Source organism: Flavitalea plasmicola, assembly GCF_030546645.1.
Classification (GTDB): Bacteria; Bacteroidota; Bacteroidia; order Chitinophagales; family Chitinophagaceae; genus Puia.
This window is the reverse complement of record NZ_JAUOTO010000003.1, coordinates 530,776-544,996: the sequence shown is the minus strand read 5'-3', so window position 1 is coordinate 544,996 and position 14,221 is coordinate 530,776. Positions and strand designations below refer to the sequence as shown.

The 14,221-nt window shown below is 51.8% G+C and carries 7 protein-coding genes; 1 reads left to right on the top strand and 6 read right to left on the bottom strand.

What is annotated here, in order from left to right; all coding sequences use genetic code 11:
- Window positions 1-7: 7 nt before the first annotated feature.
- From Q4E93_RS12220 to Q4E93_RS12195, 6 genes are all read right to left on the bottom strand, one after another.
- Complete coding sequence (locus Q4E93_RS12220) at window positions 8-814, bottom strand: Cof-type HAD-IIB family hydrolase (RefSeq protein ID WP_303585532.1); 807 nt, start codon at window positions 812-814, stop codon at window positions 8-10.
- A gap of 42 nt (window positions 815-856) precedes the next feature.
- The gene (locus tag Q4E93_RS12215) at window positions 857-2,014 is read right to left on the bottom strand and encodes an acyltransferase family protein (RefSeq protein WP_303585530.1); all 1,158 of its coding nucleotides are present in this window, start codon (window positions 2,012-2,014) and stop codon (window positions 857-859) included.
- Window positions 2,015-2,158: 144 nt separating this feature from the next.
- Complete coding sequence (locus tag Q4E93_RS12210) at window positions 2,159-3,142, bottom strand: DUF5007 domain-containing protein (RefSeq protein ID WP_303585528.1); 984 nt, start codon at window positions 3,140-3,142, stop codon at window positions 2,159-2,161.
- A gap of 22 nt (window positions 3,143-3,164) precedes the next feature.
- A complete protein-coding gene (locus Q4E93_RS12205; RefSeq protein ID WP_303585526.1) occupies window positions 3,165-3,839 on the bottom strand; it encodes a hypothetical protein in 675 nt (224 codons plus the stop codon).
- Between the two features lie 23 nt (window positions 3,840-3,862).
- Window positions 3,863-5,464, bottom strand: a complete 1,602-nt coding sequence (locus Q4E93_RS12200) for a RagB/SusD family nutrient uptake outer membrane protein (protein ID WP_303585524.1) — start codon at window positions 5,462-5,464, stop codon at window positions 3,863-3,865.
- A gap of 19 nt (window positions 5,465-5,483) precedes the next feature.
- On the bottom strand, window positions 5,484-8,654 hold the full coding sequence (locus Q4E93_RS12195) for a SusC/RagA family TonB-linked outer membrane protein (protein ID WP_303585522.1): 3,171 nt from the start codon (window positions 8,652-8,654) through the stop codon (window positions 5,484-5,486).
- Window positions 8,655-8,864: 210 nt separating this feature from the next.
- On the opposite strand from Q4E93_RS12195, the gene Q4E93_RS12190 reads away from it, so the two are divergent.
- On the top strand, window positions 8,865-14,189 hold the full coding sequence (locus Q4E93_RS12190) for a S8 family serine peptidase (protein ID WP_303585520.1): 5,325 nt from the start codon (window positions 8,865-8,867) through the stop codon (window positions 14,187-14,189).
- Window positions 14,190-14,221: the final 32 nt, after the last annotated feature.

Sequence of the window (14,221 nt, the reverse complement as noted above, 5' to 3'; positions counted from 1 at the left end):
CGGTCTGCTAGCCGAAGAATTTCTCCAATGCTTTGCGGACCCCGTCGTTATTGTTGGTGTCCGTTACAAAGTCGGCGGCAGCCTTTATCTCATCGGGCGCATTGCCCATAGCTACGCCCATGCCGGCGAATGCTATCATTTCCCTGTCATTATAATTATCGCCCATGGCAATGACCTCGGAACGATCGATGTTCATCCGTTGGATCAGCCATTGTACGGCATTGGATTTGGAGCCACGGGGATCCATGACTTCGAGATAAGTTGGCTTGGAAGGATAGATGTTCAACCGGCCATTGTACACCGATCTCAAATGCTGCTGTATCTGGTCGATATTGGCAGCCTCGCTCATCACCATCATCTTATTGGGCGCAATGCCGCGATGGGACCAGTCTCTGACCAGGTCTGCCAGCGGGGCTACCACCAGCTGTACGTCCATGATCCTTTGTTCATGGTCAGTCCAGGCGTCTTTCACTTCGGCGAACCATTCCCTTTGAAGATAGTAAGCAATGGTTGCCCCGAAGGGCCTCACTTTGCCAGATACGGCTTCGGCCATCTCCAGGTCGATCCTTGCATCAAAAACGGGCTTTTCCCCTTCCACGATATAGCTTCCGTTCAGGCTTACCAGGGGATAATGATCGGGAATGCCGATGGCCCGGAAGGTAGGCAGGATGGCGTTCAACGGCCTTGCGGAAACCAGTATGACGGGAATGCCCTCTCGGGTGAGATGCCGGATCATATCTTTCGTGGGCTCGCTGACCGAATGGTCTGATCTCAATAGGGTGCCATCCATATCCAGGAATACTGCCTTATACATGTGCTACAATTGGGTTGATGGATGCGCAATTTAAGACATTCATCAAACCCTTATGTAAATTTTCTTAACATCCAGCCATTTACCCACCGACCAGCAAACGAGCATATAGGTGAGGGCGAAGAGCAGGGATCCGAAGGCGCCGGGGAACAGGGCCTGGTAAAAATCTTTGTTGATCCATTCGAAAAGGCTTTGATCATGGCCATGACGGACAGTGAACAGGACTATCACCAAGAGCTCCGAGAGCATATAAATGAATATCGGATTCTTCCCGAATACATTAAAAAAAGGCGTCCAGGAAACCTTCTGCCGGAATTCAATGATATAAATAAGAAAAGCGAGGAAGATCATGTCGATGCCCACGGTGTAGAGTACATAGGAGCTCGTCCATAGTTTTTTGTTGATGGGGAACAGGAGATCCCACCCTACCGCGACGGCCATGAGCATGCTCCCGAGCAGCAGCATTTTTGCCAGCCCTTCATAGGTCTTGCCCTTCTGCTGGACGAAGACGCCGGTGAAATAGCCGGCGATGACGTTGACGATGGCCGGGAAGGTGCCTAGAATGCCTTCCGGTTCGAAGGCGATGCCTTCACCGTGGTACATATGGTTTTCTCCCAGCACCCATTTGTCAAGGAAATAGCCCGCATTGGTGGTCATACCGAAGGGGTCCGCCCCTGGTGCGCCCGCGAGGAGCAATACCACCCAATAGCCGATGAGCAAAAGGGCGGAGACGACGAATATGGTCCGGGTGGAACAGTATTGAATCAGCAGGGAGGCGAAGCAATAGCACAGCGCGATCCTTTCCAATACGCCGAGGATACGGGTATGGGAGATGGGCGACAGGCTCCAGCTGCCATCATTGGCCTGGTGGAAGAACGGGAACCAGTACAGCAGATAGCCCAGCAAAAAGATCAGCAGGGTCCTTTTGAAGATCTTTCCCAGCACGGCGGCGTTGCTCATCGTTGCGAATTTCTTGCGGGCAAAGCTCATGGCATTGCCTACGGCGAAGAGGAAGGAAGGAAATACCAGGTCAGTCGGGGTACAGCCATTCCAGTGGGCATGGCGCAGGGGCGAATAGGTGAAGATCTCGCTGCCGGGGGTGTTCACAATGATCATAAAACATATGGTCATGCCTCTGAAAATGTCCAGGGACAAGCTCCTGGAAGAGGACGGGAGAACGGGGGCTTCTGACGAATGGGTCATGCGATGTAAAGGATTAAAAATATTTATTCGATGAATGTAGGAAATATCCGGGAAACAGGGCGCAATATTCCCGGTCCCGTAGCCACTAATAAAAAAGGGTGTACCGGATCAGTACACCCTTACCATTTATCATCAGAGCATTAACTACGGCGTACGTGTGGCATCCGACATCCTGAATTCAACGATGTAAGTTCCTTCGAGCTTTACGTCAAATGCGATACGGACATTGGATGAGTATAGATGCGCACCTAATCCATCGATGACTACATATTTGCTGGGGATACGATAGTAGATCAGATGGCCCCAGTCTGTGGTCGGCGTCACATATCTTGCCAATGGGAATGGCGGCACTTCGAAATCGCACACCATACTGGTGTCGTTGTAGGTGATAGGATGGAATTTTGTATAATTTTCAAAAGTAGGCCGGTCGCCGCGTTTGATGATCTCGCCGGCACTGGGATTAAAGGGATTACCGTTCTTATCCGTTATCTTTAGAATGATCCTGGCTCCTTCTCCGGACACTTTCGTGAAGATAACCTTTAGGCCTTTCATCGGCGTTACGGCTCCCGTGGCATCGCTGAAGGCATTGTTGGTATTGTCTTCCAGCTGGAACATATCGTCCGTCGTAGGATCCACGACATTGATACGGCCCAGGGAGGGGTAGTACTTGGTACCGTGTACGTTCGTAGCCTGAATATCGAAGACATAGATGCCCAGGGGCAGATTGAGCGATCCTTTATTGAAGGTCAGCTGTCCGCTGACCGTGTTAAAATCCATGGGAGTAACATTCAACGTTTCCCTCTTCTTATTCAGGAGCTCGATGGTAGTATCCGTATCCACATTAAAGGTCATGCCCGCCTTGAAAGCCACAATATCATATTTGGTATTCCACTGCGGGGCAAGCGCCTTGCCCGAGCTGTCGCGAAGATTGACCATCTTAAAAGTAATGGGAGGAGTAGACCCATCGAGGTTGATAGCATCAGACTGAATCAACGGCAGCCCACGCTGGCAGAACAGGTCGGGACTTTTATATCGTAGTGTATCGCTCAGAAACCCATCTGTGATCTTTTTACAGGCTGCAAAACAGCAGGAGGAGGCTGCCAGCAGTACTAAAATTATTTTATTCATGGTAAATCTTTATACTGGGTGATTATTGTAATACATCATTGTTGAACAACAGGCGATGGTAGCCATTGAGGACATGCACGATCCCGGTCGTTGTGACAATGCCGGAGGTCTGGCAGAAAGCACCGACGTCAATGAGTGCAGGAGGGATCGTCGATGGATCCGGTTCCAGGTCATCCCTGCTGCCATAAACTTTATAATACGTGACATAATCGACATGATCCAGATAGGCATTATAATCCAGCGTGCGCGTCATTTTAATGAGGTATTGAACATTCGGAATAGGTCCAAACAGGGAATTATACAATTTCCCCTGCACAGTGATCTGGTCCCGGTTGATCTTTCCATCGAACATATAAGTCTTCAGCGAATCAAGATTTACCAGTGGGATGCTGTCGAGGGTATAAGTGATATTCTCATCCCCCAGCTCAACAGCCCGTCGCTGTTTCATAGCTTTTAAATAATTCTGCACGCCATAATTCGTGGTAGCAAAAAAAGTGATATTACCGTTAACGGTCGCCTTCAGTCCGGCCCTGTCGATGAGATGAACCAGGTCTGCAAAGAGTGTATCCGACTTCAGGAAGTCGTAGGTGGACATATTTACATTGGGATTCGATTTACCTCCGTCATCTATATAGCTCTTTTTGCAGGAAGTAAGGGCCACCAGGACGATAAGGATCGATATTTTTATATTTCTCATAATAAATGCTTTTGGGTAAATGATTAAACCTTTCCTCTCCAATAAGGCGTTTGAACAAGAAACCTATTGTCCCTGAACAACAGGGGATATACAGGCCAGTAGATGCCACCTGCCTGCCAGCGGGAGTCGCTTAGCCAGGGTATAAAGTTTCCATACTGCCGGGTCCTGATCAGGTCCCAATAGATATGGCCTTCCAGGTAAAGCTCTTTGCCTCTTTCCTTAATATACTCAGACATCAGGTCGTCCTTGGACCATGTGTCATCTACCCAGAAATGCGCGATGCTGCCGTTTCGTATTTTCCAGCTATTGATAATACCAACGGCTTTGGGAAGATCATTTTTATACAGGGCAATCTCGGCTTTGAGCAGCAACATGTCACTGAGCCGGAAAATGATCATGTTATTGCTGAGATAAGGATCTGTCTTTGTACCCGGATTGCGATAAACAACATTCGCATATTTCAGGCAAGTGGGCTTATCCGTTGAAGTGAGCGCAAAATTATTCCGGTAGCGTACATCCAGCGTATCATAGATCAGGATAGGGTTATACTTATCCGGATATGGATCTCCGTTGGCATCCAGGCTGTCATCACCCAGGTAATGATAATGATTGTCCAGGTAGCCCGATGGCACCCAATATCGATGGGTTGTTCCAAAGCCATTGACATATTTGTCGATGAGGAATTGAAAACCGATATGAGCATTAGAGCCCTCTTTGGAATCTTCACTCATATAGATCTCGAAAATACTTTCCGTGCTGCGACCAATGAATTGTTTGCCATAGCTGCCCGTATCTACCAGCGTGTATCCGCCCATGGTGGTAATGCTGTCGATGGCTGCACTGGCTTTGTCCACATCGGCCATAATAGGATTGGATGAATTCAGATCCGTCGTTGTGGCGCGCCAGAGGTACAGATGGGTCAAGAGCGCCATGGCAGCACCTTTGTTGGCCCGGACGGCGATATTCGACTTATCTGTATATCCCCATGACAGCATGCCAGCTGCGGCAAGGCAATCCTTCTCGATCTGCGCCATGACATCCGCCTTGGGGCTTCTCGGTAATTGGGGCGCCGTGATGGGGTCGTCATATGCTTCGGTCACCAGGGGAACATCCCCCCATACTTTTACCATCTCAAAATAAGTGAGCGCCCGGATAAAAAGCGCTTCGCCTATGATCTTGTTCCGGTAAGTAGCAGGGTCGGTGACGAGACCCGAACCTGACAACTGGGCGTCAGTGATCTTTGGCACCTGCTTGATGACCGTATTGCTCATTGCGATCGTCTTATAAAACTTTGTCCAGTCACCCAGGCTCGCAACATTGTATTGGAAAGTGAAATTGCCGCTCTGAATGCCTTCCAGTCCGTCTCCATTATAATCGATGGTGAAATAGGTGTTGGCGACCGCATCCCCGTACATGTAATACCTGAAATTATAATCGGTGAATGCGTCCCGCAAAAGGGCGTAATTGCCCGCAATGGCATACTCGCAGTCATTAGCAGATTTCCAATACTGATCGAGATAGGTTGAATTCTTCGGCTGCTGCTCCAGGATCTTTCTGCACGAGGGCGAGATGACGATCATCAGAACCGCCAGATATATGATATTTTTTCTTATATACTTTGTCATAGCTAAAAATTGTTAGGGATCAAAATTGTACCTCCAGGCCCAGCGTGAATTTCTTAGGGATAGGATATCCGGCGCCGTCGTACTCGCCATAAGCATTGACGTTTTCTGCATCAGGCAGGTCCTTCGAGCTTTGCCATCTCAGCAGGTTGTCTGCCACACCAAAGACCTTCACACGTTCCAGGCCTATTTTATGCAGGAGATTATTCGGCAGTTGATATGTCAGGCTCAAACTTTTCAGACGGAAATAGTCGCCGCTTGTCAGAAAGAAAGTCTGGGCAGAGGTATAATAATATAGATAAGTCCCCAGGTCATATTTGGCAAATTCTGCCTTATCGCCCGGTTTACGCCAGATATTGATCTTATCCAGGTTCGGTATGCTGTATTGCGCAAAATTCTCATTGGCATTGCCATCCGTAGAGTTATTGAACTGATCGGCTTTATACAGGTTCAGCACGTCGCGTTTGAAAGTAAAGGCGAAGAACACACCCAGGTTCCAATTCTTCCAGGTGAAATTGTTGGTCCACCCGCCCGTAAACTTGGGATTGGGATCACCGATGGGCATTTTGTCGGGATTCAGGTTGCTGTTGAAAATATCAATGAAATTGTCGTGATCCAGATCGGCCAGGTAAAAATCGCCTGCTTTATAGGGGCCGTTCCCGTTGCGATACCTTGCGCCGGTGAACTTGTCGATGGGCACGTCCGCGTCCGTAGCAAATACACCCAGGGTCTGGTACAGGTAGAAGCTGTTGATCGGTCTGCCGACGGAAAGGATATGGGATTTGTCAAACCGGTCGCCATTCTGGAAGATCAGGTCCCTGCCTCCATTAGGCAGGCTCATGATACGGTTCTTATTATAAGAGATATTGAAGCTGGTAAACCATTTCACCGGACTGGATTTAGGCAGAGGGTAGGCCTTCAGCAATAGTTCAACGCCTGCATTCCTGACGCCGATAGAATTCGTAAGGGCAATGTCATACCCTGTGGTAACGGGAAGATTCACGGAAAACAGCTGGAGAGAGCTTTCTTTGTTGTAGAAATCGATCTGTGCGCCAAACCTTCCCTGGTCGATCTCCATATCCGTACCGATATTCCACTGCATGGATTTCTCCCAGCTCAGGCCTTTCTGAGCCACACCATCATGAAAATTGGGGGTAATGGCCGCAATAGAGTTATAGGAGCTGGCGGAAGAGGTGCTGGAATTATTGCCATTAAACGCTGCGGCATTGACATTGTACAGATTATATTGGAGATAATTCTGTTTGGGCAGGCTGCCGGAGGTCCCCAGGCTAGCGCGCAGCTTTAACAAGGAGAAGTAAGAGTTCTTCATGATCTTCTCGTCGGACAGGATCCAGGCAACAGAAGCGGAAGGAAAGAAGCCCCATTTGCTGTTCTGGCCAAACCGGGAGGAACCATCCCTACGGGCAGAAAAGGATAACAGGTATTTGCTGTCATAGTCATAGGCCAGACGTGCATAGTAGGACAGCAGGCCATAAGCCTGGTAATCGGAACTGGCCCTGATGGTCGACTGGCGAAAACCGTTCACTACCTGGATCTGGTCGGAAGCGCCGTTGGAGCCGGAGGCGGTAGTATTTTCGTATTGATCATACTGGATGTCCTGGCCGCCCAGCAAACTTAGATTGTGTTTGCCAAAGCTGTTGGTATAGGTGAGATAATTGGATATCTGGATATCGATCTGGTTGTCGGAAAAAGTATAAGAGTAATTACCCTGCTGGCTTTCCATCGCGTTGGAACGCGTGAAATCCCTGCGGGAAGTGTTATACAGGTACCCGGTAAGCGATTGGAATCTCAGGTGCGGATTGAAAGTATAACCCAGGTTCAGATTGAAGTTGAGATTATTGGCAACGTTCTTATCCAGGTTATTGTTATATGCGCCGAGAATTGCCTGCTGCTTGTTGGCGTCCAGGCCAAAAAGTGACGAAGGCATGCTGCCGGCACTAAGGCTAAAAGGATTATAGTTATTTGTATAGCGGGGATCCTGGCCATTTCCCCGCGCCTTGTCCGTACGGGAGTAGGCAATAATGGGATTAATGTCCAATTTATTATGCAGGGTCTTGGTCAGCAGGTTCAGCCGCATGGAATAACGCTTGAAACCAGTTGCCTTGATGATTCCGTCCTCATCATAATACCCTGCACTGAAACGATAGTTGGAGTTGTCGCTACCGCCGCTCATACTGAGATCGCCATTGCGGATGAGACCGGTCTTATAGAAGAGCCCTTGCCAGTCGGTATTACCATTGAAAGCAGGATTCAGACTGTCTGTCAGCAAGTAAGGTAGCTGGGTTCGCTGTGTGTAATCCAGCTGCTGCATCAGCACTTCCATTTTTTGCCTTCTCTCCAGTGTGCCTAACGTCACTTCCCGCAGCTTGGGCCTTTCCGTGACACCTGTGTAACCCGAGATCAAAACGCGGGGTGCGCCCACGCGGCCTTTTTTCGTGGTGATGAGGATAACGCCATTGGCCGCCCGGGAGCCATAGATGGCGGCGGCAGAGGCATCTTTCAATACGTCGATGGATTCGATATCGTTGGGATTAACGCCGCCCAGGTAGTTCATACCTGTCGTCGTGCCGGGACCTACGTATTCCTCATTCGGCTGAGGGACGCCATCTACTACGTAGAGCGGATTATTTACAACATTATTCTGGTCATAATCGCGGCTGACCAACGAATTACCACGAACACTGACGGTTGGCCGCGCGCCGGGCTCTCCGCTGAAATTCTGCACGTTGACCCCGGAAAGACGGCCCTGCATCAACTGATCAAAGCTGGAAGAAGGCAGGTTCTCTATTTCTTTGCCGGAAATGCTGGAAATGGCGGCAGTACTCTTTTTGCGGGTGACACGCTGATAACCGATGATCACGGTCTCACCCAGGCTGCTGTTGCTTTCCTGCATCGTCAATGCCAGCGAGGTCCGGCCCGCCAGCTTGATTTCCTGTGGCGAGTAGTTGATGGCAGAGATCTCGAGGGTCGACTGTGCAGCGGTAGTGAGCGTAAAGTCTCCCTTTTCGTTGGTGGTAGTCCCTTTGTTGGTCCCTTTAACCCGGATGGAAACATTGGCAATGGGCTGGCCGTTTTCAGCCTTGATCGTCCCCTTCACCGTAATTAAATTTTGGGAAATAGCGTTAAGCGCCACCAATAGCGGCACTGCGCAAAGCACAAGGAGCTTTCTCATGAGGAGCAGTAGTTTTTAAGTTCGATGTAAATTACCCTCTCGCGCTACCGGCTGATTCATCAATTTTAACAAATTACCCCATGGCTTTAACCATATTTTAACCTTTCTTACACAATAAAAGTTGTAGAACCCTGTTGAGAAAATAATTTCGGCGAAGGGACGTTTTAGAAAAGAGGTTGCCTATATTCGCCCCAAACCCTTCCAGGAACATTGAAAACCAAAACGATAACCATATTACGTCCCATTGGCTCCTTCCTGGTCTTCCTCTTCTGGCTCTCTTCTCTTCCGGCTCAGCAGCCCAACCCCATCCGTCTCAAAAATGGCCTGCTCAACCGTGAAAGAAATCTTTCCCGCATCACCGGCGACTCATTGCGCCCCGTACATTTCCGGCAACATTATTATGTCCTGCTGCAATTCGACCAATTGCCGGATGCAGTCAGGCGATCGGGTCTGCAGTCGCAGGGTGTCCGTCTTTTCGACTATATGCCTGGCCATGCTTATATGGCAGAAGTGCCTGACGATCTCAGGCTTACAGCATTGCAACAATATGCCGTCAGCGGAGTGTATAATTTAACCCCTTCGATGAAGATATCCCCCCGGGTGGCCGCCAGCCCGGAATCCTACACGCCGGCAACTGGTCAGCTGATTGCCGTACGCTTTTTCGGGACCATCACCAAAGAAGAGGCGGGAAAAGCATTGGCAGCTGCCGGAGCAAGCCTGGTGACGACGAAGATCAAGCCCGAGAAAGTGCTTTTCATACAGGCGGGAAAAGCAGCCCTGCAGCGCATCGCCGCACTGCCCTATGTCAGCTATATAGGACCGCAGTCGTTGAAGGACCAAAGTCTGAACTATAACAACCGGGCGGCGCACGGGCTGGATGCCCTGAACAATGACCCGGTGCGCAACCTGCAGGGAGATGGCGTCACGGTAGGCATGGGCGATAACTCCACCCCTTATACACATGTGGATTTTACGGGCAGGCTGATCGACCGGTTCTCCCAGCCCGTCGCGCTGCATGGCACCCATACTTCCGGCACCGTAGGCGGCGGGGGCATCCTTGATCCCCAGTATAAAGGAATGGCGCCTCACGTGACCCTTGTCAGCCAGTACTTCAGCGATATCCTTGTCAACGCGGGGACATATATTACGGATTACGATATGCCGCTGACCAATAATTCCTATACGGCCTATGACCCCGGGTGCTCCTGGGAAGGCGAATATGATTTTCTCAGCTATTATGTAGATGGACAGCTGGCGTCCTACCCCACCCTCCTCCATGTATTTGCGGCAGGCAATGACGGACTGCAGAACTGCAAGCCGTACAGCCTGCCTTATGCCACGGTGAAATCAGGCTATCAATGCGCCAAGAACGTTCTGACAGTGGGCAACGTGGACAACAGCAAATATATCATCGGTCCTACCTCCAGCTGCGGCCCTGTGAATGACGGCAGGCTCAAGCCGGAGATCGTGGCGGGAGGGGTGAATGTCACTTCCACCACACCGAACAATACCTATGGACCAGGCACGGGCACCAGCATGGCTACACCAACGGTCACCGGTACGCTGGCGTTGCTGATACAACGTTACCGGCAGTTGCATGGTGGCGCCGATCCGACCGCCGCCCTGATCAAGACCATTGCCTGCAATACGGCTACGGATTTGGGTAACCCAGGTCCCGATTTTATCTACGGCTTCGGATCGCTGAATGCAAGGGCTGCCGTTGAAGCGCTCGAAGGCAACCGCTATACCGCCAGCGCAGTGAACAATGGAGGCAATTACACTTACACGCTCACCGGCATCCCCTCAGGACTCCGTCAGCTGAAGATCCTGCTATACTGGCCCGATGTTCCTGCCGCACCGAATGCGGCAGCAGCCCTGGTGAATGACCTGGACCTTACAGTCACCAGTCCCGACGCCGTCGTGCACCTGCCCCTGGTTCTCAACCCTGCGGTTGGACATACCGCCGACGTGGCTGTGGAAGGCGCCGACCATCTTAATAATATCGAACAGGTCGTAATTGACAATCCTGTCGCCGGCAGCTTTACCGTGACGGTGAAGGGCACCAACATTGTGTCTGGCTCCCAGAATTTCGTGGTGGCATGGCAGCCCATTCAGCCTTCCGTCATCCTGCAATATCCGCTGGGGCTGGAGACCTGGCTACCCGGCGCCAGCGAGACGATACGATGGAACGCCTATGGCGGCGAGCCTAACACTTTTTCATTGGAATATTCACCGGACAACGGCAGCAGCTGGTCCCTTATCAGCAACAGCATTCCTTCCACCCAGCGTATGTATACCTGGACGACGCCAGGGACGGCTACCAACCAGGGGCTGATTCGGGTCAGCCGCAACGGGACAGCCTACAGCGACGTCAGCAACTATAATTTTACGATCCTGGGACAGCCTGCCGTCACGGTGACCAACCCTTGTCAGGGCTATGCCCAGCTGGCCTGGAGCGCCGTACCTTCCGCCACCGGATACGATATATTTCAGCTAAAAGGAGACAGCATGGCGAAAGTGGCTTCCACAACGGGCACCAGCTATCTGCTGGGCAACCTGCGACGGGACAGCACCTATTGGCTGGCCGTGGCGGCTGTCAATGGCGGGACAAGGGGCCGGCGGTCCATCGCAGGCGTCGTCACTCCTTCCGGGGGAGCCTGCGCGCTTACGGCCCTTGACAAGGACCTAACGACAGACTCGCTCATCGGTCCGTTGACAGGCCGGCAACATTCATCTTCGGCGCTTACATCTGCCGAAACGATCCGGATAGAGCTGAAGAACCTGGGCACCGTGCCTGCGGCCACCCCTTTCAATCTATCATACCGGATCAATGGCGGCCCGGTGATCACAGAGGCCAGCAATGCGGTGATCCCGCCGGGCGGGGGCGTCTACGGCTATAGCTTTAGCACCGGGGCCGACCTTTCGGCTCCCGGCGCGTATACGATACAGACATGGGTGACCTATCCCGGCGATCCGCAATCCGGCAACGATACCCTGACGACAGTGGTCAAACATTTACAGAACGATCCCATTACATTGAACCCTTCCTTTACCGAGGGATTCGAATCGGCTGATGCCGCGGAATATATCCGGCCCGTGATGGGACTTTCCGGCCTGGACCGGTGCGATTTCAGCCGCAGCAATGTCAATGGAAGGGCCAGAACCTTTGTCAATACAGGCTTTGCACGGACAGGTGCACGCAGCGCCGTCCTGGACCAGGTGCATTACAGCGGCAGCACTACCACAGACAGCCTGATCGCCACTTTCAATCTATCGGCCTATACAGTCGCCGACCAGATCTGGCTGAACTTTTTTTACCGTAACCAGGGAATTGATTCCACTTTTCCGGGCAACACCGTTTGGGTACGGGGCAATGACCAGGCTGCCTGGATACCCGTCTATACCCTGGATGCCACATTTAATAAGATCGGCGTCTATCAGCCTTCTTCCAATATAGACATTACAGGCCTTCTGAAGGCGGCAGTACCTTCACAGACTCTGAGCAGCAGCTTCCAGGTAAAATTCGGGCAGCAGGGGCATACCTCCGCTACTTCCGTGGTGACGGACGGGGACCTGGATGACGGCTATTCCTTCGATGATGTCACCCTGACGCGTGCTTCCAATGACGTCAGCGTCCTGGCGCTGACAGGACCCGATCAGTCCGGTGGTGTATGCAACCTGAGCAATGCGGAGACCATTCGTATCAAAGTAAGGAATTACAGCGGCGCTACCATCAGCAACATACCCGCTACTTATTCCATCAATGGGGTGAATGTCACCGAAACGATACCTGCTGTCAATGCCAACGATTCGATGATTTACACCTTTACGCGAAAGGCCGACCTTTCCTCCTACGGGACTTATAGCTTACGAGCCTGGGTAAGCGCTGCCGGCGACACCTATGCGGCCAATGATAGCCTCCCGGTGATCGTTTTCCACACGGTGCCCATGGTCAGCAGCTTCCCCTACCTGGAAAGCTTCGAGACCAATGATGGCCATTGGTACACCGGAGGGATCAACAGCAGCTGGCAATGGGGTACGCCGGCCAAGACGACGATCAACAAGGCCGCCAATGGAATAAAATGCTGGACTACCAGTCTGACGGGAGGCTATAACGATAACGAGCTGTCTTACCTGTACTCGCCCTGCTTTGACCTGAGCACCCTTTCCAACCCGGTGCTTTCCTTCAGCCATATCTTCCGGACGGAAGACAATTGCATGTGCGACTTCCATTGGGTGGAATTCAGCACTGACGGCGCCAACTGGACAAAACTCGGTGCCAGCAACCAGGGAGTCAGCTGGTATGACAACGCTCCCCGGCAGGCGTGGCAGCTGTCGGACACCCTGTGGCATGTATCGAGCTACGATATTCCCACGAATGCGGCCCGCGTCCGTTTCCGCATCGTCATGAGCAGCGATCCCGGCACCCATTACGAGGGGGTGGGTATCGACGACATCCATATCTTCGATAAAGCTGCCATTTATGGCAGCCATGACACCACGCTGACCCGGCCCGTCAACGGCAGCAACTGGGTGAATTTTGATCTGGCAGGTCAAAGGATCCTGTCCTTACAACCCAATGGGCAGGACCTGGGCAATGTAGCGGTGAAAGTCTTTATCAACACGGGTGGGGTCCGTAATGATGGCAAACAATACTACCTTGACAGGAACATCGTCGTCCAGCCTTCCAATGCGCCGGCAGGCAAGGTAGCAGTCCGGTATTATTTCACCGACCTGGAGGCCCGGGACCTGATCGCCGCGAGCGGCTGCCCGGGCTGTACCCCGTTCTCCGACGCGTACCAGGCCGGCGTAGCCCAATACAGCAGCGCCATTGCCGCAGAAGAGGACAGCACCCTGACCAATAATGCCACCGGCTTTTATCATTTTTTCCAGCCTCGCCGGGATGTCGCCGTAGTTCCCTACGACAACGGCTATTATGCAGAATATAGCGTCGCCGGCTTCTCCGAGTTTTGGGTAAATGCCGGAGGACCGGGCAATCAGCAATCCGAAGGACCTACCCTGCTTTCTTTCACGGCGAGCAGAAGCGGCGATAGAGGGCTGTTGCAATGGACTACAGACGGCGAAACCAATACCAGCCGGATCATCATTGAAAAAAGCCCTGACGGGGTCAAGTTCACCGCCCTGGATTCCATTGCCGGTAGGAATGGAGACACCCTAAATACCTATCATTTTGCTGATAATTCCCTGTGGAAAGGGTTGAATTACTATCGGCTGATGCTCCTGGATGCTGACGGACGCTATAACTATTCCTTCATATGCACCCTCGACCTGAATGATGCCGGTGCCTATATTCATATCTATCCGAACCCCTGGCACAGCGGCGAACTGCATATCACCAGCACCCAGAGCCTGCGCAACATCGAGCTGGCGGATGTCTCCGGCAGGATCCTTTTCCGGACGGCAGCCAGCGGCACCACGTGGACGCTCACACCGGGGCCTCTTTCCCACGGTATCTACTTAGTTATAATTGATACAGAAGGGGGAAGGAAGGTGGAAAAATTGCTGGTGAAATAATCTATATTTGCCCGGCATGTGGTAAAATGGGC